The 22851-nt window shown below is 72.3% G+C and carries 22 protein-coding genes; 16 read left to right on the top strand and 6 right to left on the bottom strand.

Going from position 1 to position 22851, the window contains the following annotated elements; translation table 11 throughout:
- Positions 1-94: 94 nt before the first annotated feature.
- From LN251_RS11455 to LN251_RS11485, 7 genes are all read left to right on the top strand, one after another.
- Positions 95-631: a hypothetical protein gene (locus LN251_RS11455; RefSeq protein ID WP_458244338.1), complete on the top strand. Its 537-nt coding sequence runs from the start codon at positions 95-97 to the stop codon at positions 629-631.
- Between the two features lie 152 nt (positions 632-783).
- Positions 784-1620 (top strand): serine hydrolase domain-containing protein, encoded by an 837-nt coding sequence (locus tag LN251_RS11460; RefSeq protein WP_458244339.1) that lies wholly within the window; start codon positions 784-786, stop codon positions 1618-1620.
- A 196-nt stretch (positions 1621-1816) separates the two neighbouring features.
- Complete coding sequence (locus tag LN251_RS11465; protein ID WP_458244340.1) at positions 1817-2281, top strand: hypothetical protein; 465 nt, start codon at positions 1817-1819, stop codon at positions 2279-2281.
- A gap of 223 nt (positions 2282-2504) precedes the next feature.
- Entirely contained in the window at positions 2505-3824 is a 1320-nt protein-coding gene (locus LN251_RS11470) for an EsaB/YukD family protein (RefSeq protein ID WP_458244341.1), read from the top strand.
- The gene (locus LN251_RS11475) at positions 3821-5371 is read left to right on the top strand and encodes a nucleotide-binding protein (RefSeq protein ID WP_458244342.1); all 1551 of its coding nucleotides are present in this window, start codon (positions 3821-3823) and stop codon (positions 5369-5371) included. Before LN251_RS11470 ends, LN251_RS11475 begins: the two co-directional genes overlap by 4 nt.
- Positions 5372-5620: 249 nt before the next feature.
- A complete protein-coding gene (locus LN251_RS11480; RefSeq protein WP_458244343.1) occupies positions 5621-7342 on the top strand; it encodes a TROVE domain-containing protein in 1722 nt (573 codons plus the stop codon).
- A 42-nt stretch (positions 7343-7384) separates the two neighbouring features.
- A complete protein-coding gene (locus LN251_RS11485) occupies positions 7385-8416 on the top strand; it encodes an aminoglycoside phosphotransferase family protein (protein WP_458244344.1) in 1032 nt (343 codons plus the stop codon).
- Positions 8417-8430: 14 nt separating this feature from the next.
- Here LN251_RS11485 and LN251_RS11490 read toward each other — a convergent pair whose 3' ends face one another.
- Both LN251_RS11490 and LN251_RS11495 read right to left on the bottom strand, forming a co-directional pair.
- Positions 8431-8646, bottom strand: coding sequence for a hypothetical protein (locus LN251_RS11490; RefSeq protein ID WP_458244345.1), 216 nt, complete (start codon positions 8644-8646; stop codon positions 8431-8433).
- A 21-nt stretch (positions 8647-8667) separates the two neighbouring features.
- Complete coding sequence (locus LN251_RS11495; RefSeq protein ID WP_458246703.1) at positions 8668-8898, bottom strand: hypothetical protein; 231 nt, start codon at positions 8896-8898, stop codon at positions 8668-8670.
- On the opposite strand from LN251_RS11495, the gene LN251_RS11500 reads away from it, so the two are divergent.
- Together LN251_RS11500 and LN251_RS11505 are read left to right on the top strand one after the other, a co-directional pair.
- Positions 8830-9000 carry a hypothetical protein gene (locus LN251_RS11500; RefSeq protein ID WP_458246812.1) on the top strand — a complete coding sequence of 57 codons (171 nt, stop codon included), beginning with the start codon at positions 8830-8832 and terminating at the stop codon, positions 8998-9000. The genes LN251_RS11495 and LN251_RS11500 overlap by 69 nt on opposite strands.
- 88 nt (positions 9001-9088) lie before the next feature.
- A complete protein-coding gene (locus LN251_RS11505; RefSeq protein WP_458244346.1) occupies positions 9089-10012 on the top strand; it encodes a slipin family protein in 924 nt (307 codons plus the stop codon).
- On the opposite strand, the gene LN251_RS11510 is transcribed toward LN251_RS11505, so the two are convergent.
- Positions 9921-11147, bottom strand: coding sequence for an MFS transporter (locus LN251_RS11510; protein ID WP_458244347.1), 1227 nt, complete (start codon positions 11145-11147; stop codon positions 9921-9923). The two genes, LN251_RS11505 and LN251_RS11510, sit on opposite strands and share 92 nt — an antisense overlap.
- An 82-nt stretch (positions 11148-11229) precedes the next feature.
- Here LN251_RS11510 and LN251_RS11515 point away from each other — a divergent pair, with 82 nt between their 5' ends.
- From LN251_RS11515 to LN251_RS11525, 3 genes are all read left to right on the top strand, one after another.
- Positions 11230-12216, top strand: a complete 987-nt coding sequence (locus LN251_RS11515; RefSeq protein ID WP_458244348.1) for an ArsR/SmtB family transcription factor — start codon at positions 11230-11232, stop codon at positions 12214-12216.
- A gap of 9 nt (positions 12217-12225) precedes the next feature.
- A complete protein-coding gene (locus LN251_RS11520) occupies positions 12226-12735 on the top strand; it encodes a glutathione peroxidase (RefSeq protein WP_458244349.1) in 510 nt (169 codons plus the stop codon).
- 71 nt (positions 12736-12806) lie between these two features.
- Positions 12807-13673 (top strand): MerR family transcriptional regulator, encoded by an 867-nt coding sequence (locus tag LN251_RS11525; protein WP_058924765.1) that lies wholly within the window; start codon positions 12807-12809, stop codon positions 13671-13673.
- 13 nt (positions 13674-13686) lie between these two features.
- On the opposite strand, the gene LN251_RS11530 is transcribed toward LN251_RS11525, so the two are convergent.
- Both LN251_RS11530 and LN251_RS11535 read right to left on the bottom strand, forming a co-directional pair.
- Positions 13687-15561 (bottom strand): MFS transporter, encoded by a 1875-nt coding sequence (locus LN251_RS11530; protein WP_458244350.1) that lies wholly within the window; start codon positions 15559-15561, stop codon positions 13687-13689.
- Between the two features lie 249 nt (positions 15562-15810).
- Positions 15811-18327, bottom strand: coding sequence for a D-alanyl-D-alanine carboxypeptidase (locus tag LN251_RS11535; RefSeq protein ID WP_458244351.1), 2517 nt, complete (start codon positions 18325-18327; stop codon positions 15811-15813).
- A 235-nt stretch (positions 18328-18562) separates the two neighbouring features.
- Between LN251_RS11535 and LN251_RS11540 the strand changes: the two genes are divergently transcribed.
- The 3 genes from LN251_RS11540 (at position 18563) to LN251_RS11550 (ending at position 20899) form a co-directional block, all read left to right on the top strand.
- Complete coding sequence (locus tag LN251_RS11540; RefSeq protein ID WP_058924762.1) at positions 18563-19318, top strand: GOLPH3/VPS74 family protein; 756 nt, start codon at positions 18563-18565, stop codon at positions 19316-19318.
- Between the two features lie 317 nt (positions 19319-19635).
- The gene (locus tag LN251_RS11545) at positions 19636-20493 is read left to right on the top strand and encodes a helix-turn-helix domain-containing protein (protein WP_058924761.1); all 858 of its coding nucleotides are present in this window, start codon (positions 19636-19638) and stop codon (positions 20491-20493) included.
- Between the two features lie 214 nt (positions 20494-20707).
- Positions 20708-20899 (top strand): DUF397 domain-containing protein, encoded by a 192-nt coding sequence (locus tag LN251_RS11550; RefSeq protein ID WP_058924760.1) that lies wholly within the window; start codon positions 20708-20710, stop codon positions 20897-20899.
- 149 nt (positions 20900-21048) lie between these two features.
- Here the strand turns inward: LN251_RS11550 and LN251_RS11555 are convergent, their stop codons facing one another.
- Positions 21049-21888: a hypothetical protein gene (locus LN251_RS11555; protein WP_458244352.1), complete on the bottom strand. Its 840-nt coding sequence runs from the start codon at positions 21886-21888 to the stop codon at positions 21049-21051.
- A gap of 80 nt (positions 21889-21968) precedes the next feature.
- Between LN251_RS11555 and LN251_RS11560 the strand changes: the two genes are divergently transcribed.
- Positions 21969-22754, top strand: coding sequence for an SDR family oxidoreductase (locus tag LN251_RS11560; protein WP_458244353.1), 786 nt, complete (start codon positions 21969-21971; stop codon positions 22752-22754).
- The last annotated feature ends 97 nt before the right edge of the window (positions 22755-22851 follow it).

A 22851-nucleotide genomic window follows, 5' to 3' on the forward strand; every position in this document is an offset into this window, starting at 1 on the left:
CCTTACCTGCGCCTTTGGCTGGAAACGGCGCATCGGCGTCCGGCGTCGGGCAGGCTCCCAGGTGCAATGGGTCGACCAAGGAGACCGACAGGACATGGACGAGATACCGCCCCTCCACCCCGCCGAGGACGGTGCCACCGTGGGGCTGTTCTGGGTCTCGGCTGACGGCGTCTACGTGGGAGCCCCGGCGGCGGCACCGGCCCCCAACGTGGTGTTGACGGCGGAGGGGCCTCAAGTCACCGGTCCGCACCAGCGGCAGTGGGCTTGGGCCGACCTCGTGGGGCTGGAGATCACCGACGTCCCGGTCCGCTCCGCTCCACAACAGTGGGCGACCCACGCCGCGAGCTTCGTCGCAGCGGCTCTGGACGCCTGGGTGCCGAGCAGCCCCACCGAGATGACCGTCTCCGTCGTCGCCTCCGACGGCACCTACCGGACGCCGGTCTACTCCAGCGCCGCCGTCGCCTACTCCCCGCGCGAAGCCGCTCTCTCCTGCCGGTTGATCAGTCACTTCACCCGGGGCACCGCCACGCCGGCCGTCATGGCCGAGTGGTGGGAACGGACCCGGCCGGCCAAGATCCTCCGATCACGTGAGCGGGAAGCCGTGCTCGAACTCTGGCTCGCACGCGCCTGACCGTTCCATCGGGGCCCACCACGGAAGGACAAGCCACGGCGCATCGATCTCTCGGCAGCCGTCAGCCCTGACGCACCCACGACCATCGCCGGTCCGCAACGCCATGCCAGGCCACGGATGCGGGCCACGTTGACGCACGACGGAAGAACGGCATGATCCGAGTTCCCACCTGCGTACTCAGCAGCTTCGAACCGCCCCAGGTACGCAACGGCCACAGCCTGGACCTGTTCGTGCAGATCGGGTCCCTGACCAAAACACTCACCGCGACCGTCCTGACCGCTTTGGCCGGCCGCGGTGATCTTGGCCTCGACGACCCTTTGGAGTCGTTCCTGCCCGCGCCCGAGGGCACCGGCATCACTCTGCGCCACCTCGCCGAGCACACATCGGGCCTGCCACGGCTGCCCCCCGGAATCAGCGGTCGCGACCCCTACGCGACCTTCGACGCCCAGGCCCTGGACACGGTCGTACGGCACCTGGACAGCCTGGTCACGGCTCCCGCGGGCACCAACGAGGAGTACTCCAACCTCGGATACGCCCTGCTGGGCGCTGCCCTGGTCGCGGCCGCCCGCACCCCGTACGAGGAACTTTTGCACCAGCATGTCCTCGACCCGCTCGGAGTAACCGACGTCGCCGCTGATCCACCGCCCGGCAGACGGCTGTGCCGCCGGGGGCTCTTCGGGCGACCGGAGCGTCCCTGGACCATGTCCGGCGCGATCCTGCCCGCCGGCGGCCTGTGGGCCACCCCCGAAGCCACCGCCCGCCTGGTCACCGACCTGCTCGTCGAGCGCAGGCTCGGCGAGCCGGCCCCGGCCTGGCAGCAAGCGGGGCCCCTGGTGTGGCACAACGGCGCAACGGGCAGCGCCTCGGTCTTCGCCGGCGCCGTGCCACAGGGCTGGATCGTCGTCCATCGCCTGTCCGGCCAGAGCGCCACGACGGATCGGCTGGCCCTGGACATGCTCAGAGGTTTCGTCGACGCCCCGTCCCAGTAGTCGCCTCTCCGTAAGGTGAACCGGTCAACGCTCGGGCTTCACGGGGAGTCGGCATTCCCTTCGACGTCGCCTACAGCGAGGCTCCCGTCCAAGAGGAGGAGTTGGGCGTCGAACACCATGACATAGGAAGGGGCCGCCCTCGAAGGGGCGTTGGGCTGCGGGAGAGGCGGGCGGGAGGGTGGTCTTCGGGTGGAGGGTGTTTGGCGTCGGCTCGAGCGGCAACGCGGAGTTCATGAGTCAATCGAACAGCGGCACGAGTCAAGATTCAGCATCCAAACGCAGCGCTGCGACCAAGGCCCGGCGGGCCACGGCGAAGGCGACTGCTCCCGCGTCGCAGGCTGCGGACAAGGCGGCCGAGAAGTCGGGTGACGTGCAGTCAAAGGCGGTGGACGCGGCCGAGCGTACGGCCGGGGCAGGCTCTGCGGTCGTGCAGAGCGCGGCCGAGCGGGTCCAGGCCGGCCGTCAGGCCGTCGTCGCCGCTTCGGGGCAGGCCGCGGCCTTCGCCAAGACGGCGTGGACGGTGATCGCCCATCGGAAGGTCCTCGCCGCCGGTGTGGGTGCGGGCCTCTCCGCGTTGAGTGCCACGTCGTATCTCGTGGGCCGGCGCTCGGGGCGTCGCACGCACGGTCCGATCACCCGTCTGACCGGTGGCCGGATCTGAGGTGAGTGGCGGGCGCGTTGCCACTCGGCGCGAACTCGCCGGAACAGCACGGCACATGGCCCCGGACCGGGATGGTCCGGGGCCATGTGTATGCGGGTGAGCCTTTCGGAGAAACACCCGCGTTTGCGGGTGTGGGGATCGTCGCCGTGTTGTGTGCGGGATGTGGGGACGGTCGGTGTGCGGAGCGGCAGGCCCTCTTCCTGCCGGTGATAAGTTCGAGCGCGTGATATCTACGGGGGCTTCGAGCCGTACGGGGCTCGCCTTGAGTCGGGTCACCCTGGTCGGTGAACGGCGGCGCGTCGAGCTTGTGTTGCCCTCGCAGGAGCCGGTCGCGCGGCTGCTTCCCGAGGTGCTGCGGCTGCTCGATCCCCCGGCGAGTGCGCGACCGCAAACGCGGTATCTGGTGGCCGCGGACGGCAGTGTGCTCGGTCCCGACGCCACCTTGGAGTCCGCCGGTGTGGTCGACGGGGCCGTGCTGCGGCTCGTGCGCGGCGTGGCCGACGGGGCCGCCGCGGATCTGGACCTGCCGGGCCGGCGCTGGGGCCCGACGGCGGGGCGTGCCGTCGCCGGTTGCGCGGTGGTGGCGTGGGCGTCCGGCGCCGCACTGCTCGCTCTGCGGGAGTTCGACGCGGCCGAGGTCGGCGCGGTGCTCCTGGTGGTCGCCCTGCTTGCCGCCCTTGCCGGGGCGCTGTTCGCGCGGGTCGGCGACGGGCGCGGGGTGAGCGCGGTCCTCGCCGTCGCCGGCGGCGCCCTGGCGGTGTTCGGGGTGTGGAGTCTCGCGGATGCCCAAGGGTGGTCCGATGCCGTGCGGTTCGCGGGGGTCGCCGGGGTCGTGGCCATCGTCTTGGCGCTCCTCGGGTGGTGTTCCCCGCTCGGACGGAGCGGATTTGTCGGGGCCGTTGCCCTCGTGGGTGGGGTGGTGTGCTGGGAGGCCGCGGTCGCGGTCGCTCCGGTGGAGCGGGCCGGTGCTCTGCTCGGCGTGCTGTCCGTGGTCGCTCTCGGCCTGTTGTCCCGGTTCGCTCTGACGGCTTCCGGGCTCTCCGGGCTCGACGACCGGCGGTCCGGTGAGTCGTCGGTGAGCCGGTACCAGGTGTCCACCGCGCTTGCCGCCACCCACCGGGACCTCGCCCTCGCCACGTACGTGACGGCCGGGTCCGCCGCCGTGGGCGGGGTGCTCGTGCTGCGTACGGTGAACGGGTGGACGGTGACGCTCGCCCTGGCCGTCGCTCTGGTCCTCGGCATGCGAGCACGGGCCTGTCCCCTGGTGCCGGCCGTCGTGGCTGTGTTCGCGGCGGGCGGTGTCGTCGCCGTCCGGCTCGCCTGGGTGTGGGCGGACCGGGGTGGTGCGGTCGGAGCGGTCGCCGCGTTGGTCGCCGCGGCCGTCGGCAGCCTGGGCGTGCTCGTGGTGCGGCCGGCCGAGCGGATGCGGACGCGGATGCGGCGGTGCGCGGATGTGCTCGAGTCGGTCGGGGTCATCGCGCTGCTGCCGCTGCTGATCGGCGTCTTCGGGGTGTACGGGCGACTGCTCGGAACCTTCGCGTGAGCGTCAGCGTGAACGTGAACGTGGGCAAGCATGAGGCGGCGGGGATGAACCGGGCTCAGGGCAGCGGTGACGGCGAGAACGACGAGGTGCTGCGGGACATGCAGGACGGTGACACGGTGGCGCCGGCCACCGTGCCGGAGGCCTCGGTCGACTCTCGCGCGGCCGTGGACAGCGACGCCCCCGGCGACAAGGCTCCCCTTCCGGTACGGCACCCCGACGAGCAGCGGCCCAACCCGGGCTGGTCCCTCTCCGCGCGCATCGCCGCCGCGGCCGCCTCCGACGACGTACCGCCGGAGCGGCGAGAGCAGCCCCAGCAGGCGGAGCCGCAGGGAGAGGAACACGGGCAAGGGCAGGGGCAGGGGCAGGGGCAGGGGCAGCAGCAGTCCCGGGTGGCGGTTCCCGGGCGTCTCACCGACTTCGATCCGCATCCCGTACCGGGGCACGGCGTACAGGCGTCGCAGGTCCCGCCTGCTCCCGCGCCCGCACCAACGCCTGCCCCCGCAGTGGCCCAGGCCGCGCCGCCCATACCCCCGGCCCCGCCCCTCGTGGTCCAGCCCCCACCCCCCGCGTCGGCCCCGCCGGCTCCGGCGCCCCGCCCCCGCGCCTCCGCTCCCGCGCTCGCCCGGCCCACTCCCGAGTCCGTTCCCACCCTCGACCCGCGGCTCGCGCTCGCCCTCGGCAAGCCCGCGCACGGGGACTCCGTGACCCGGCGTACCGCGCAGTCCCTTCGTCGGCTGACCTCCTCCGCCGCGCAGGACGTCGTCGAAGAGACGCGTGTGGGGCGGGAGTTGCAGCAGCCCGTCGCCACCGGGCGGGTCATCGCCGTGACGTCGATCCGGGGTGGCGTGGGCAAGACGACGACCGCCGCGCTGCTCGCCCGTGCCTTCAACCACTACCGGCACGACCCGGTGCTCGCGCTGGAGGCGGACGCCGCGCTCGGGACGCTGCCCGTGCGGCTGGGGGCGGAGTCGGTGCGCTGGTCCGTGGGCGATCTGGCCCAGATCCTCAAGCCGTCCATGCAACTGACCGATGTGATCGGCTACTTGGTGCCCGTCTCCGGCGGGGGCTGGCTGCTGCCCGCGAGTCAGGGGCGGGTCGGTGCGCCGCTGGACATCCGGACGTACCGCAAGGCGACCCTCGCGCTGCGCCGGTACTTCGGCGTGACGGTCGTGGACTGCGAGACGCTGCCGGGCGAGGTGGCCCGTACGGCCATGGACACCGCGCACGCCCGGGTGGTCGTCGCGCCGCTGACCGCCGAGGGCGTCGGCGGCACCCGGGTGGTGCTGGACTGGCTGGCCCGTCTGCCGCACTCCGCGCTGGCGTCCACGGTCGTCGCGCTCATCTCGGCCACCCCCGACCCGAACCTCGATCTGAAGACGGCCACGGCGCATCTGCGGGAGACCGGCGTCAGCGTCGTGCACCTGCCCTACGACCGGCATCTCGCGGCCGGCGGCCCCATCCGTACGGAGCTGCTCGGCTCGGCGACCCGTCATGCGGCCACGCGGCTCGCGGCGGAGTCGCTGCAGCGGGCGGTGCGGGCCCGCTGACCGGCACGGGGGCCGAAGCCGGCCGCGGTAACCCCGTTCCTGGCGGAAGCCTCCGCCCCTCCGAAGAACCCGCCGAAGAACCCGCCGAATAATTCGAATGCGTTCTCGCAGCACGCCCGGTAGCGTCCCGTTCCGACGCCTTCCGATGCGCTGTGCCCCGGTTACTTCCTGTCAAAGACCACACCGGTGCCCGTTCCGATCTCGGAAGGCGCCACCTTTTTCCAAGGTGCGTCCAGGGGGACCTTCTGCATGACCCATTTCAACCGTCAGCGTGCCAAGTCCGAGGCCAGGAACGAGATCCAGGCGGAGATACCGGGTTTGACCGCAGGCGGAGCGACGTCGTCGCTCTCCACCCACGGACGGTGGCTGCTGCCGGCGTCCGGCCCGTTGGGGGCCGCACGCCCCCTGAGTGTTTCTCCGTCGTACGGCCGCACCCACCAGGGCGGCGCGGGATACGCCCGTACGCCGAAGGCCGAGCTCTTCCTGCTGGCCGTCGCCGACATGGTCGGCCACCGCACCTTCTACGAGGACGCCGGCGCGCGTGACGAGCGCTATGAACAGCTGGTGCGCACGCTCGCGGTCAGCGACCCCGAGTGGACCCTCGGCCTGCTGCGCTGGCTGCGCACCGAGGCGCACATGCGGACCGCTTCCCTGGTGGGCGCTGCCGAGTTCGTGCGGGCCAGGCGGGAGGCGGGGATGAGCGGCTTCTCCCGGCAGGCCGTGGACGCCGTACTCCAACGGGCGGACGAGCCGGGCGAGTTGCTCGCCTACTGGACCGGCCGGTACGGGCGGAGGCTGCCGCAGCCCGTGAAGCGGGGTGTCGCCGACGCCGTGCGGCGCCTCTACACGGGGCGGTCGCTGCTCAAGTACGACACCGGGTCGCGGGGTTACCGCTTCGGTGACGTCGTCGAGCTGACCCACCCCGCGCCGCATCCCGAACGCCCTTGGCAGGGCGGGCTGTTCCGGTACGCCATCGACCGGCGGCACCGGGGCGACCATGCCGTGCCGCCGCCCGGCGAGGAGCTGCTCGCCGCGCACCGGGCGCTGCTCGCCGTACCGGCCGAGGAGCGGTATGCGCTGGTCACCGGGGAGGGCGGGGCCGAGCGGCTGGCGGCGGCGGGGATGACCTGGGAGTCGGTGGCGGGCTGGTTGCAGGGGCCGTTGGACGCGGCGGTGTGGGAGGCCGTGATCCCCTCGATGGGACCGATGGCGCTCGTCCGCAACCTGCGCAACTTCGACCTCGCGGGCGTGAGCGACCGGGTGGCCGCCGAGGTGGCCCGGCGGATCGCCGACCCGGCCGAGGTGCGGCGCTCCCGCCAGTTCCCGTTCCGCTATCTGGCCGCCCACCGTGCCGCGCCCTCGCGGCGCTGGGAGGACGCCCTGGAGGCGGCCCTCGGGCACTCCCTCGCCAACGTCCCCGCGCTGCCCGGCCGCACGCTGGTGCTGGTGGACCGCTCGGGGTCGATGTTCGATCGGCCCAGCGAGCGGACGCAGCTCAACCGTGCCGACTCCGCGGCCGTCTTCGGTACGGCGCTGGCGATGCGGGCGGAGCGGGCCGAGCTGGTCGAGTTCGGCACCGACAGCCGTCGTGTCGAGGTGGCGCCGGGCGAGAAGGTGCTGCGTGTCCTGGACCGCTTCCACGACCTCGGCGGCACCAACACGGCGGCGGCCGTCACCCGGCACTACGACCGGCACGACCGGGTGGTCGTGGTGACCGACGAGCAGACGGAACGGACGCCCTGGGCCGACCCGTTCCGCGCGGTCCCGGTGGGTGTGCCCGTCTACACCTGGAACCTGGCCGGCTATGCGATGGCCCATGCCGCGTCCGGCCCGCACCGGCACACCTTCGGCGGCCTGAGCGACGCCGCGTTCCGGCTGATCCCGCTCGTGGAGGCGGGCCGGGCGGCCGACTGGCCGTGGTGCGCGGACGACACCCCGGACGGTCCGGTGCCGGACATCGCGACGCCGTAAATCCAGGTGAGGTGTCCGCCGTCGCGGTGGTGGGATGGCGTGATGAGCGACGACGTGACGGTGGAGGGCTCGCCCGTCGTGGACCGGGGGCGTTTCGCGACGACGGTGACGCCCTGGGACGACGAGGTGTGGCGCGGGGCCGCCCTGGGGTGGGTGAGCGAGGTGCTCGGCGCGCGGGGGCTGCGGGAGACCGGACCTCGGCAGGTCCGGATCCGGCCCTGGTCGGTGCTGGTGCGGCTGGCCGTCGCCGGTGACGGTACCGGCGGGGCGGTGTGGTTCAAGGCCAATCCGCCCGGCAGCCGCTTCGAGGCGGCACTGGGCGAGGCCCTGGCGGGATGGGTGCCGCGGCGGGTGCTGACGCCGGTCGCGGTGGACGCGGCGCGCGGCTGGTCGCTGCTGCCCGACGGGGGGCGGCGGTTCGCCGACACCCTGGACGCCGGGGAGGCCGGCCCGCGGGCGTGGGAGGAGATGCTGGGCCAGTACGCGGAGCTGCAGCGGGCCCTGGTCCCGCGCGCGGGAGCGATCGAGGCACTCGGCGTGCCCCGGGCCCCTACCGCCGAGCTGACCACTCTGTTCGACCGGCTCGTCGAGGACAACGCGGCGCTGACCGGTCAGGAGCGGGCGGTGCTGGGCGGGCTGCGGCCGCGGGTGGAACGGTGGTGCGCCGAGCTGGCGGAGGCCGGTGTGGGGGACTGTGTCGACCACTCGGACCTGCACGAGGGGCAGGTGTTCCACGCGCCGGAGCGGGGCCGTTTCACCTTCTTCGACTGGGGCGACGGCCTGGTGACGCACCCCTTCTGCAGCTTCCTGGTCCCCGCCCGCTGTGCGGTGGACCGCCACGGCCCCGGCGTACTGCCCCGCCTGCGGGACGCCTACCTCGAACCCTGGACGGCCGACGGCCACCGCCCGGCGGATCTCCGCCGCGCCCTGGGCCCGGCCTGGCGGCTGGGCGCGATCGGGCGGGCCTGCTCCTGGGGCCGGCTCTTCCCGGGCGCGGCGGACGGCACGGAGCTGGCCGGCGGGGCCGCGGCGGCCCCGTGGCTGCTGCGGCTGGCGGACGAACCGCCGCTGTAGGCACCCCAGCCGGCTCAACGGCCCGGCGGCGGGACGAACCGGAACTCGGCGGGCCTCAGGCGGCGGGTGCTCTCGGCGTACTCCCGCATGTAGCCGGGCCAGTTGGCGACGTTGCGGCCGTCGGGCGTGCGGTACCAGGAGGAGCAGGACTGCCATGCCGTGCCCTCGAACCGCGCCCGCAGGGCGGCGAGCCCGGCCTCCTCCACCTCGGGCCGCACGTCCAGGGCCACGGCCCCCTGGCGGCGGACCAGTCACGATCCGCGGGGTGATGCCGAGCGCGTCCGCGGTCTCCCGCACGTACCGCAGGATCTCGTCCCGGCGGGAGAACAGGTGGTGCCAGGAGGCGCATTGGGCGAAGGAGTACGAGTACAGGTGGCTCGGCACGTCGCAGGCGGGGCGCCCGGGTAGCGGTTGTGGAACCAGGTGCCGCCCGGTTCCGCGGCGGCCTCCAGCAGGGTCACGTCGTCGAGTCCGTGCCGCAGGAGTTCGGCGGCGACGGCGATGCCGCCGAAGCCGGCGCCCACGACGACGACCCTCGGCGGGCGGCGGCTCCCCTCGGGGCGGTTTTCTTGACGATCTCCTGACGCGTGCGGGCGCATCCGGCCAACTCCGTCCGGTGTCTACTTCCTTGTCGCCATCCTTACGGGGAATCTTTTCGAGGAATGGAGTGCCATGGAAGGCACTGTGGTCGCGCTCGTGCTGGTCGCCCTGGCCGCCCTGATCGTGCTGCGCAGCGGGATGCGGGTGGTCAACCAGATCGAGCGCGGGGTCGTGTTCCGGATGGGGAAGGCCCTGCCGTCGTACCGGCAGCCGGGCGTGACGTTCCTGATCCCGTTCGTCGACCGGATGCGGAAGGTGAACACGCAGGTGGTCACCATGCCGGTGCCCACCCAGGAGGGCATCACCAAGGACAACGTCTCGGTGAAGGTCGACGCGGTCGTCTACTTCCGGGTGACCGATCCGCTGCGGGCCGCGATCGAGGTCCAGGACTACGTCTTCGCCGTCGGCCAGGTCGCCCAGTCCTCGCTGCGTTCCATCATCGGCAAGAGCGACCTCGACGACCTGCTGTCCGACCGTGAGCGGCTGCACGAGGGGCTCGCCCTGATGATCGACAGCCCGGCCGCCGGCTGGGGCGTCCACATCGACCGTGTGGAGATCAAGGACGTGCAGTTGCCGGAGTCCCTCAAGCGGTCGATGTCCCGGCAGGCCGAGGCGGAGCGGGAGCGCCGGGCCCGGGTCATCACCGCGGACGGCGAGTTCCAGGCCGCCCAGCAGCTCGCCAACGCCTCCCGCATCATGTCCGACACCCCCGAGGCCATGCAGCTGCGCCTTCTCCAGACGGTCGTGGAGGTGGCGGCCGAGAAGAACTCGACGCTCGTGATGCCGTTCCCGGTGGAGCTGCTGCGGTACTTCGACAAGGCCGCGAAGACGATGACGGGCGAGCCTGCGGCGGCGACGGCCCCGGTGGCGGCGACCGCCCCGGTTGCCACGACGGCTCCGGTTGCTACGACGGCTCCGGTTCCGACCGCTTCCGCGGCACCGGCTCCGGCTCCCGCTCCGCTGCCCGACCCGCGGACCGCGACCCCCGAGCAGTAGCGAGCACCAGCGTCACGGCGGCCGAGGCGGCCGCCATGACCGTCATCGCCGTGGCGGGGGAGGTGAGTTGGGCCACCGACCCCGCCAGCGCGGCGGCCACGCCCTGCATGGTCAGCATGCCCGAGGAGTGCAACCCCAGCGCGTGGCCGGAGAGTTCGTCCGGGGTGAGGGACATCAGGCGCTCCTGCTGGACGAGGCTCGCGCCGAACCCGACGGAGGCGAGGGCGGCGAGCAGGGCTGACCACGGCAGGGCGGGGTGCAGCGCGAACAGCAGGTAGGGCGCGGCCAGCAGGAGGAGCAGCGGGGTGGCGAGGCGGGGACGCAGGGCGGCCGGGACGAGACGGCCGACGGTCACGTCGCCCGCGAACATGCCCAGCGCTGCGGCCGCGAACAGGGCGCCGGCGGCCCGGGGATCGTAGGAGACGTAGAGGGATTCGCAGCCGACGACCAGGCCGTTGGGCAGCCACAGGCCCAGGTAGGTGAGGCGGCGGGGCGGGGACGACCACAGCAGGCGGTTCGTGCGCCAGGTCGCCGCCACGGACGGGCGGCCCGAAGCGCGCGGCGGCCGGGCGGTCAGGCCCAGGCGGACGGCGAGGGCGGAGCCGGCGTAGAGCGCCGCCGCCAGCAGCAGGCAGGCGCGCGGGGACAGGACCGCCAGCAGGGCGCCGCCGGTCGCGTATCCGGTGATCTGCATGAGCCCGGAGAGCATGTTGAACACCGAACGCCCCAGCAGATAGCCGTCCTTGGAGAGGATCTCGTTCAGCAGCCCCCAGCGGACTCCCCCGCCCAGCGAGGCGACGAGCCCCTGGAGCAGGACGACGGCGAAGACGCCCCACACCGGCAGTCCGGGCAGCGCCAGCAGTGCCGAACCGGCCGCGAAGGACAGGCCGATGCCGGTCAGGGTCGACCTCGGCGGCAGCCGGTCGGCCCCCGAGAGCAGGAAGGTCGCGCCCAGGACCTGCGCCAGCTGCGGCCCGAACATACTCACCGCCGACAGCAGCGGCGAATCGGTGGCCCGGTAGACCAGCGTGCCGAGCGCCAGGCCGCCGATCGTCTGGGCCACGGTGAGGGCCGCCGAGGAGAGGAAGAACGGGGTGAACTCCGGGGTGCGGAAGAGGTCTCGGTAACTGCGCATGCCCGGAGTCTGCGAAGAGCCCGGGAGCGCTGGTTATTGTTTCGCGTGGGCGCGAAACGTCAGGGACGAGGGGCGGGTGGGCATGGGCTGGTGGCAGATCGACGCCGACACCCTGGCCCGCAGCCGGTTCGTGCTCTCCCCACTGGCCGAGACCTTCGCCTGTCTGCAGCTGATGCACTGGGGCGGACCCGCGCACCCGGGTGAACAGCTCTGGTTGCGGACCCATCTCCCGGCCTACCGGGCGCTGCTGGCGGCCGACCCGGTGACCGCGCGGCTGGTGCGGGCCGGCCTCGGCCGGGGCTGGATCGCCGACTTCCTGGCGCCCACCCCGAGGGACGGGGAGTCCCTCGAGGAGGGCGTGGCCCGGGTCCGGGCGACCGATCCCGCGCGGGCCCGGGCCGATGTCGTCGTCGCCCTGCAGGGCAGGCCGCTGCCCGACGAGCTCCGCCGCGACGACCTTCCCGAGCGCGCGGCCGACCTCCTCGCCCATGTGTGGACCGAGGCGGTACGGCCGTACTGGAGCCGCCGCCGGCACATCCTGCAGGCCGATGTGGTCGCCCGCACCGCGCAGGTCAGCCGGGGCGGGTGGGCGAGCGTCCTGGACTCGCTGCGGCCGGGGCGCAGCAGGTGGCTCGGCGAGAACCGGCTCCAGGTGAACCTGCACGAGTATCCGCCGCGCGACATCTCCGGCGCCGAGCTGGTCTTCGTGCCGGTCACACCGAAGGCGGGCTGGGTGTCCTGGGAGGAGCCCGAGCGGTACGCCCTCGTCTACACCTGCGCCGGCGCCCTCGCCGACCCCGCCGCGCGGCCCGCGCCCGCGAGCCTGGCCGCCCTCCTCGGCCCCGCCCGTGCCGCGGCCCTCGTGCTGCTCGGCGCCCCGATGAGCACCAGCCAGCTGACCGCCGTGACGGGTCAGGGGCTCGGTTCGGTCGGCCGGCATCTGAAGGTGCTGCTGGACGCGGGCCTGGTGGAGCGGCGCCGGGCGGGCCGTTCGGTGCTCTACTCCCGCACGTCCGCCGGTGACGTCCTGGTGGAGGCGCAGGACCGGTCCGGCACGCAGCGGAGTTAGCATCCGCTCATGACGACCGCAGACAACAACGGCGCCGGCCCCCTCGACGTGGAGATCGGCGCCCTCCAAGGTGGATCGGCCGGCCTCTCCCAGTACGCGGGGCGGGCCGTACTCATCGTGAACGTGGCCTCCAAGTGCGGGCTGACCCCGCAGTACGCCGGTCTGGAGCGGCTCCAGGAGCGCTTCGCCGACCAGGGCTTCACCGTGCTCGGCGTGCCCTGCAACCAGTTCCTGGGCCAGGAGCCCGGCAGCTCCGAGGAGATCGCCGAGTTCTGCTCGGCGACGTACGGCGTGACCTTCCCGATGACGGAGAAGATCGAGGTCAACGGGGACGGACGGCACCCCCTGTACGACCGTCTCGTCTCCTTCTCCGACGCCGAGGGCCACGACGGCGACATCCGCTGGAACTTCGAGAAGTTCCTGATCGGCCGCGACGGCAAGGTCGTGGCCCGCTTCTCCCCGCAGACCGAGCCGGAGGCGGCGGAGGTCGTCGCGGCGATCGAGAACACCCTGGCCTAGAGGGACCCGTTGACCTTGTCCCTGGGGCAAGGACGAGCATCCCTCGTCGTCGGGCGGAACGGTTCCGCGCGATGACGGAGGATGCTCGGGTGGACGACGAACTGCTCACCATCGGCGCGTTCGCGGCCCGGGCGCGGCTGTCGGCCAAGGCGCTGCGGCTCTACGACCGCCTCGGGCTGCTGGCCCCGGCCCAGGTGGACGAGGGCAGCGGCTACCGCTACTACCGGGCGGGCCAGGTGGAACGGGCCCGGCTGGTGGCGCTGCTGCGGCAGCTCGACATGCCGCTGGCCCGGATCGCCGAGGTGGTCGAGGCGGACGGCGCCGAGGGCGCCGCACTGCTGGCCGCGTACTGGGCGGACGTGGAGTCCCGGCTGGCCGGGCAGCGGACGCTCGCCGAGTACCTCCGTGGACGGCTGTCCGGGAGGAGTTCCGAGATGTACGGGAAGTTCGTGGTCGAGACGGTGGACGTACCGGCGCGGGTGGTGATCACCCAGTCCCGGCACACGCTGGCCGACGAGTTGCCGGCGTGGATCGGCGCGTCGCTGGGCCGGCTGGAGACGGCGGCCCGGGAGTGCGGGGGTGTGACGGCGGCGCCGTACGTCGTCTACCACGCGGAGGTGTCGATGGAGAGCGACGGACCGGCGGAGGCGTGCGTGCCGGTCGCCGACGAGACGGCGGCGCGGGCGTGGGCGCGCGAGCACGGCCGGTCCTGGGAGACCGCGGTGCGGGTGGAGCCGGCCCAGCGGCTGGCGTACACGCGCATCACCAAGGCCCAGGTGGCCCACCCGCAGATCCTGGCGGCCTTCGAGGCGGTGGAGCAGTGGATCGCCGCGGAAGGGCTGGAGCAGGCGGGGCCCTGCCGGGAGGTCTACTTCGCGGACTGGGACGCGGCGGGGCCCGAGGACGAGGTGTGCGACATCGCGTTCCCGGTGAGGTGACGGCGCCGGGGCGCTACTTCAGCTCGTCGGGGCACGGAGTCCCGCGCGGCAGCTGATACGGCGCCCCCAGCCGGTAGGTGCCCGCCTTGGGCGCCAGCAGGAGCGTCCACTTGTCGCCCTTGGCGTCCTCCTCCGTCTGCATCAGACAGCCGTTGACGTTGTCGTACGACTTCGGAAGGCCGTCGGCGCGGTGCTTGGAGGCGTCCGTCTCCTGCGGGGGCTTCACGCCCTTGCCCTTGGCGTCGACCAGGCCGAGCCACGGGGAGTAGGGGACCCGGATCAGCACCCGGCCGGGCTTCTTCACCTCGATGGTCAGCTCGCCCTGGTCGGCGCGGTCCACGATGGCGGGCGGGTCGGCGAGCGGGGTGGGGTCGGTGACCCGGAACAGCTGCCAGTTGGCGTCGCCCCAGATCTGCCGCAGATACGGCATGCCCCGCTGGACGAGTTCCCGCTCGCGCTCGCCGCCGTCGCCGTCCGGCTCGCCCTTGGGCAGCACGACGAAGTGGACGGCCCAGCGGCGCAGCCATTCGTGGTAGTTCGCCGAGTTGAGGGTGTCGTCGTAGAAGAGGGGGTTGCGCTCCATGTCGGCCTGGCGGTTCCAGCCGCGGGCCAGGTTCACGTACGGGGCGAGGGCGGAGGCCTCGCGGTGGGAGCGGGCGGGGACCACCTCGACGCGGCCCTTCTCGGCGCCGACCCCCTGGAGCTCGTTGACGAGCGGGGCCAGCTCACGGGCCCAGGAGGCGGTCGGGGTGGTGCGCACGACGTCGTCGACCGCCTTGAACCCGATCCAGAAGGTGAACCCGGCGATGACCAGCACCGTCAGGTACCACTCGCGGGTGCGAGGGGTCTTGAACGGCAGCGCGGCGACCAGCGCGACGCCGGCGAACAGCATCGCCAGCCGGGTGATGTTGGAGCCGATCTGGGAGCTGACGACCCACACGCCGAGCACGGACAGGCCGTACACTGCGGAGGTGAGCCGGACCGTCGTCCACTTCCTGGGGACGAGCACGAAGACCAGGACCGCGTAGACGAACGGCAGGCTGGCGGAGCCGATCGTCATCGGCTGGGTGCCGGAGAACGGGAACAGCCACGCCGACAGGGCCACCACGGCGGCCGGCGCGAGACCCAGCGCCCAGGCGCCGGGCCGGCGCTTCTGCAGGAACAGGGCGACGGCCACCAGCCCCACGAACAGCCCGGCCACCGGCGAGGCCAGCGTGGCGAGCGCGGCCAGCGGCGCCGCGCAGGCGGCCTTCGCGCCTCTGCGGTAGCGCCACTTGTGCGGCCAGCAGAACACGACGGCGACCGCGCCCAGCGCGAACACCGTGCCCAGCCCGAACGTCACCCGCCCGGAGGCCGCGTTGCACAGGAACGCGAAGACACCCGCCAGCGAGGCCCACAGGGGGTTCTTCACCGACCGGCTGCGGATGAGGATCATCGTGAGCAGACCGGCCGAGACCGTCCCCGCGATCATCATCGTCGTCCGCACGCCGAGCACGGACATCAGGTACGGCGACACCACGCTGTAGGACACCGGGTGCATGCCGCCGTACCAGGCGAGGTTGTACGCCGAGTCCGGGTGCCGGCCGACGAACTCGGCCCACGCGTCCTGCGCCGCCAGGTCGCCACCACTGTTCGCGAACGTGAAGAACCAGGCGATGTGGAGGGCGCCGGCGAGCGCGGTGATCGAGAGCACCGGGTGCCGCAGCAGCCGCTCGCGCAGGGCGAGCAGGAGGGTCGTCGCACGGGACGGAGCGTCCTGCGTACGGGTGTCGTCCGTACGGTCGTCGCCGTCAGGGGCGTCGACACGTGGCACGGGCACGCGTATTCGCGGGCCGGTTCCCCGTCCCGGATCGGCGTCGTCGGCGCGTGTCGGCTCCGCAGTGGCCACCTGAAGGCACTCCCCGTGGTGTCCCGTCTTCTGTTCTGGTCCTCTGTCCACAGGACGCGTCCCGTTGCCCGCGCGTTCGCGGCCACGTCCCCGGGGCTTTCCCGGCCGCGTCCCCTGCGCGACGGCCTGCCCCGTTTCGTGACGCTAGCACGCAGCGCCGGCACCGCCACCCCGCGGCCCGCCCCGCGCACACGCCGGCCGCCGTCCCCGGGGGGACGGCGGCCGGTGCGCCACGGGTCACCCGCCGGGTCAGCCGATGCGGGTGAGCTTGTCGGTGAAGCCGGGTTCGGCGAGGTCCTTCCGCAGCTGGACGGGGACCTGCACCGCACCGCTGGTGCCGCCGTCGCCGACGGTGAGGGTGCCGACCTTCGTGCCGGCCTTCGCCGAGTGGGGCAGGTCGTCCGTGACGAAGGACAGCTTCACCTTCAGCCCGGCCCAGCCGACGGCCGAGACGTCCTTGGTGATCACGACGGGGGTACGGCCGCCGAGGCCGTCGTCGACGTAGCCGACGACGTCGCCCTTCTTCAGGATCGTCGCCGACTTCAGGGAGCCCTGCGCGGCCCGGATCAGCTTGTCGCCGGCGTCGAGGGCGCCGGAGAGGATGGTGTTGTCGCTGCCGCCGGGGCCCTGGCCGAGGACGGCACCCACGATGGTGCGGGTCTCGCCGCCGACCTGCTTGACGGCCGCGAAGACCAGGTTGCCGCCGGCCGCGGTGGTGGTGCCGGTCTTGATGCCGATGACGCCGTTGTAGCCGACCAGGCGGTTCCAGTTGCTGTGCTTGCTGCCCTTGTAGTCGGTGTACTCCATCATCCGGGCGATCTCGCGGAAGCTCGGGTTCTTCATCGCGGCCTTCGCGAGCTTCACCTGGTCCGCGGCCGTGGAGACGGTGGTCTTCTGCAGGCCCGAGGGGTCGGTGTACGTCGTGTTCGTCATCCCGAGGTCCTTGGCGGCGGCGTTCATCTTGCTCGCGAACGCCTTCTCGGAACCGGCGTCCCAGCGGGCCAGGAGACGGGCCACGTTGTTCGCGGACGCGATCAGGACGCCCTCCAGGGCCTCCCGCTGGGTGATCGTGTCACCGGCCTTCACCTGAACCGTCGACTCGCCGTCCGCGGTCGCCTGCTCCTCCGCCGTCTGGTCGACCTTGATCTTCGCGCCGTCGCCCTTGAGCGGGTGGTCGCGCAGGATCAGGTACGTGGTCATGACCTTGGCGACACTGGCGATCGGTACGGGCTTCTGCGCGCCGGAGGAGCCGAAGGAACCGATGCCCTGGACGTCGAGGGCGCCTTCGCCGTCCGCCGGCCACGGGATGTCGGCCTTGCCGCCGCCGAAGGTGTAGCTCTCATCGGCGGTGAGGTCGAGGGTGGGGGCCGGCAGCGGGCGGACCGCCTGCACGACCGCGAAGACGACGGCCAGCAGCAGGACCAGGGGCGTCCAGATCTTGACCCGGCGGACGAGCGTGCGGACCGGGGTCTCCGGCGGCGGCGGGGTGTTGGTCAGCTCCGCCAGCAGGTCCAGCGGGGGCTTGGGCGGGAGCGGCTGCTGGGTGGTGCGCTCGGGACCGACCTGCGGGACGGACGCCGTGGCGTCCGCGGGCGCGGGCTTCGGCTTCTTCGCCGCCGGGTCGTCCAGGGGCTTGAGCGCGACGAACTTGCTGGTGCGCTCGGGGTCCGGCTTGGGCTCGGCCTTGGGGCCCGACTTCGCGTCCGGCTTCGGGTCCGACTTCGGGTCCGGCTTCGGGTCCGACTTGGGCTCGGACTTGGGGTCCGACTTCGGGCCGGTGAGCTTGAGCATGGTGGTCGGCTGGTCGACCCGGGGGCTGGGCCGCTTGAAGATCGCGGTGGGCTGATCGACGGGGGCGGAGCCCTCGTCGTCATCACCGGGGGTCTTGGCGTCGGTCTTGGCATCGGTCTTGGCATCGGCCTTGGCCTCGGCCTTGGCGTCGCTCTTGGTGTCGCTCTTGTCGGCGACGGCGTCCTCGGGCTCGACATCCGCGTCGGCGGGCTCGGCGTCCTCCGGCTCGGCGTCGGCGGGCTCGGCGTCCGCGTCCTCCGGCTCGGCGTCCGCCACCGCGTCCTCGGGCTCCGCCTCCGTCTCGGTCTCGGCCTCGGTCGACCCGGCCTCGTCGCCGCCGTCCTCGGCCTTCGCGGCCGCCTTCTCGTCGCCGTCGGAGTCACCGGACCGGACCCACGCGGCCACGGCGGCGCGCAGCCGCTCGTCGCCGACGGTGCCGCCCGCCCCGCCGTCGGACGCCTCAGGATCGCCGGAGTCGTCGGCGTCCGCGCCGTCCTCGCCTCCCTGGCGCCCCGGAGCCGCCTCCGCGACGGAATCCGCGCCGGCGTCCCCGGACGCGCTCTCGGGGGCGCTCTCGGCGCTCTCCGGGGCCTTCTCGGCGGTCCGGGCGGTGCCGGAGGGCCCGGCACCGGTTCCGGCCGTGCCGGGGCCCTCAACGGCCTCCTCGGCCTCGTCCCCCGAGTCCTCGGCCTCGGTCTCGGAGACCTCCGAGTCGGTCTCGGACGCCTGCCGGGCCGTCTCGGCGGCCTCGGCCTCCTCGTCCGCCGTCTCCGCCGTCTTCTCGGCTTCCGTCAGGAGATCACGTACCGAAAGCACCCGCGTGGCCGTGTCCACGCCTCCGCGCGTCCCCGGCTCCTCATCGGCGGCCGTCCTGGCCTCGGGAACCGGACCCGCGCTCCCCGACGTCGGTTCTGCCGACGACTCGCGCTGCTTCGACCTGTCGGGGGACTCGCCCGCCACCGATGCCTCCTCCATGTGCCGCCGCATGCCCCGCACGCGGCTGCCGAACCGTCAACCGAACGTGAATCGCCGCCCGGGACACCGCTTGTGGCGCTGTCCGAAGCATGTACCAGTGTCCTGTGTGCGGGCTTGACCCCTGCGGTAGACGAGAACGACATACCTACCGGTTCCCTCACAAAGAGGTCACGCACTCTCGACAGACCAATGTGAGAGGGGTCACCCTGTCTTTCATCCACGCGGGGAGGCATGGATGGGCAGGAGCCGCAGAACACTTCCGGAGGAGCTTCTGCTGCTGGCGTTGGACCCGGCCACGGGTACCACTGCGCAGCCGCAGTCGCTCGACCTCGGTCTGGCCGGAGCACAGCTAGTGGAGCTGGCGCTGGCCGGACGGATAGCCCCAGACGGGGATCGTATCGCCGTGGTAGCACCACGGCCGACTGGAGATCCAACGTTGGACTGCGCGTTGGAGTTGCTGCGAAGGCGTGGCGCTCCCGTGCGGGCAGTGAACTGGATCGGCGGGCCGCGCCTTGGGCTGCGCCAGACCTACCTCTCGCATCTGGAGCGGTGCGGCATGGTGCATGCCGTGGCGGGCCAGATGTGCGGAGTGCTGCCGACGACTCGCTACCAGGCGACGGACAACGCCATCAGCCGGGAGATCAGGGCCCGGCTGGATTCCGCGATCCGTACCGGCGTACCGCCGGACCCACGGACCGCGGCGCTCGCCGCACTGGCGCACGCGGTCGGCCTCGGCAAGCACCTGTATCCGGGGAACGAGGGACGGTCGTCCCGGTCCCGGCTGCGGGACCTGATCAGGCACGACCCCATGGGCGGTCTCGTCGCGCACGCCGTGATGGACGTCCAGAACGGCGTGGGCGCCCAGCCCCGCCGCAGCCCGGCCCCGGCCGGCCGCCCGGCCGCCGGACCCTCCGGGCCCGCACCGGAACCCGCTCGCGGCGTTCCGATGCAGCCGCGCCGCGGACCCATGGCGCGTGTCGTGGCCCACTGAGCCGCGGTCCCACGACGCACACCGGCACCACCCGCACCGCACAGCACCACACGCCGCACCAGAGTCCCCAGACCCGGTTCGGGAGCCGCAGGCCCGCGCGGGGCGGCGGGACCGTACGTCGTCCGTGTCCTCGGATACGGAAGGCGCGACGGTTCCGCCGTCCCGCGCGGCCGCTTTGTGTGCGGGCCGCGCGAACTGGCGTGTATGCAGCGCATATCCGTCGTTTCCCAGCGGTAGAAAGCACCTTGGTGGCAATCTGCTCAACAGCAGATACGCAAAGTGGCAAGCAGAGGTCCGCAGCCGGAGGTGCACGTCCCGTGGCGTCAAGTGTCAATCCCACCGTCAGGCGACGCCGGCTGGGCCAGGAGCTGCGCCGGCTCCGTGAGCTCAAGGGCATGACGGCCGAGGAAGTGGCGGAGCGGCTGCTGGTGTCGCAGTCGAAGATCAGCCGGCTGGAGAACGGCCGGCGCAGCATCAGCCAGCGCGACGTCCGCGACCTGTGCGGGGTGTACGAGGTCGAGGACCACCGGATCGTCGACTCGCTGATGCAGATGGCCAAGGACAGCCGCCAGCAGGGCTGGTGGCACTCCTTCGGCGACATCCCCTACAGCGTGTACATCGGGCTGGAGACGGACGCGGCGAGCCTGCGCGTCTACGACCCGCAGGTCGTGCCGGGGCTGCTGCAGACCCGGCAGTACGCCGAGACGCTGATCGCGGGCGCCCTGCCGGAGACCGCGGCCGCCGACATCGACAAGCGCGTCCAGGTGCGGTTGCGGCGGCAGGAACGAATCACCGCCCCGGAGAACCCGCTGCGGCTGTGGACCGTGATGGACGAGGCGGCCCTGCGCCGGGTGGTGGGCAACCGCTCGCTGATGCGCGACCAGTTGGAGCACCTCGTCGAGCAGTCGCAGCTGCCGCACGTCACGGTGCAGGTGATCCCCTTCGACATGGGGGCGCATCCCGGCCTCAACGGCCAGTACGCGATCCTCGAGTTCCCGGACGCGGCCGACTCCAGCGTGGTCTACATCGAGGGCGTGACCAGCGACCTGTACCTGGAGAAGGCGAACGACGTGCAGAAGTACAGCGTGATGTACGAGCATCTGCGGGCGCAGGCCCTCAATCCGGACCAGTCACGGCAGTTCATCGCGGACATCGCGAAGGAGTACGCCCGCTGAAGCGCCGCACCGTACACCTTCTTGGGTCTCCAGTGGAAGACCCACCTGGAATATGCCATCCAGTCGAGTGAATAGTCGCTTCGTACACCGAGGTGGGCGAGTAGCGTCGATCACGCCACCACGCATCACAGGTTGGCGCAAACCGCGCTGTGGGTTCGGAGTCGGACTCGTCGTGCGGTGACAGCAACTCAACGACTGGCATTCCGGAGCAAAAATGGCAATTCGTCAGGGCGCCACGGACACGTGGACCAAGTCCTCGTACTCCACGGGCAACGGCGCGTGCGTCGAGATCAAGTCACCGGTTGTCGCGGCGATGGCCGTCCGGGACTCCAAGGTCACCGAGGGCCCGGTGCTGGCCTTCCCGGCCGAGGCGTGGAACACGTTCGTCGCGTCGATCAAGGCGTAGCGGAAGGGACTCACGATCTTCGGACCGTCCTTCCCCCGAGTACAACTTCACAAGCAGCACAGCAAGAGCCCTCTCGACCAGCTTCGCCGTCCTTGCCGAGGGGGCTCGGCCTGTGTCCCCGCCCGTAGCGACGACGGGCCTGGCTACACCTAGCGCAGTCGGTCGACGTACTTGTCCGTCCCGGGGACCGTCGGGACGAAGGGCGCCACCAGTTCCACCCTCCCCAGCCCCGTCTCGGCCACCGGCCCGTCCAGCCCCGTGAAGTACGCCTCCCAGCACTCGCGTGGATCGGCCTCCAGGAACCACAGCAGCGTCAGCCGGGTGTCCACGCCCTCCACCTGCTTCACGTACGTCATCCGGTCGCCCGGCAGCGGAGTCGGCCGGAACACGGTCACCATGGCCGCCGGCGACCCGGCGAGCCGCCCGGGCAGGTGCCGCGCCCGCAGCCATTCGAGCAACTCGTCCCGCTGCGCGGCCGATTCGGCGTCGATCACCTCCACCAACAGGCCGGCGTAGGGGTGGTCGAGGGCGTGGAAGTCGCGGGGTCCGGCGGCCCCGTCGCGGTAGACGGTGACCTCGTGGTCCTGGAACGCCGTGAAGACGTGGGTGCGGTCCTGGTACACGCGGGCGTCCCGGTTGAGCCGCTTGTTGATCGTCACGGTCCACCGCATGTGGTCGTCGTAGCGGCCGTCCGTGACCCAGTACGTCGAGAGGTAGCAGCCGGCGGTGACCGGCTGGGCCACCGCCGACTTCTCCGGATAGCGCAGCAGTTGGAGGTCGCGGGTGGCCACCCAGCGGCGCCCGGCGAACATCCAGGGCATGGCCATCGCGCCGGCGTAGTAGTGGTCGTCCTCGTACCAGCGGTTGTACGCGTACTCATGGCCGGGGTGCGGTTCCACCATGGTGATGAGGGCATGGCCGGGACGGACTCCGTAGGGCCCTACGGCGGCCAGCTCGGCGTACACGTCGCTCCTGGTTTCCTCGCTCACGTCGCTCCCCTTCCGTCCTCCGCCGGTCGCCCATACTCTGACGCTCCGTCAGATAATTGGCCAGACCCGCGGAGGCTCGGATGTCACTGCTCACGGGCAAGACCGTCGTCGTCTCGGGAGTCGGCGCCGGGCTCGGTCACCAGGTCGCGGCGGCGGTGGTGCGCGACGGCGGCAACGCGGTGCTCGGGGCTCGCACGGAGGCGAACCTCGCCAAGAGCGCGGCCGAGATCGATCCCGACGGGGCGCACACGGCGTACCGGCCGGCGGACATCACCGACGAGACGCAGTGCGCGGCGCTGGCCGCCCTCGCGCACGAGCGCTTCGGCCGGATCGACGCGGTGGTCCATGTGGCGGCGTGGGACGGCTACTTCGGCGGCCTGGAGGACGCGGACTTCGCGACCTGGCAGTCGGTGATCGACGTGAACCTGCTGGGGTCGCTGCGGATGACGCGCGCGTGTCTGCCGGGGCTGAAAGCGGCGGGCGGTTCGGTGGTGTTCATCGGCACGCAGTCCTCCGTCGCCGCGCCCACGCAGGTCCGGCAGGCGGCGTACGCGGCCTCGAAGGGGGCGCTGACGAGCGCGATGTACTCGCTGGCGCGCGAACTCGGCCCGCACCGCATACGGGTCAACACCGTGCTGCCGGGCTGGATGTGGGGGCCGCCGGTGCAGGCGTACGTGCAGTTCACGGCGCAGACGGAGGGGGTGCCGGAGGCCGAGGTGCTCAAGCGGCTGACCGACCGGATGGCGCTGCCCGACCTCGCCACGGACGCGGACGTGGCCGATGCGGCGGTCTTCCTCGCCTCGGACCGGGCACGGGCCATCACCGGGCAGTCGCTGCTGGTCAACGCGGGGGAACTGATGCGCTGACCATCGAGATCCAGCCACACCGGCTGTTCATGTACATAAACAGTGACCATCAAGCGGAACGATTTTACCTGCTCTTGAACCGCCGCTTGCTTGCTGT

Source organism: Streptomyces sp. MAI_2237, from assembly GCF_054189285.1.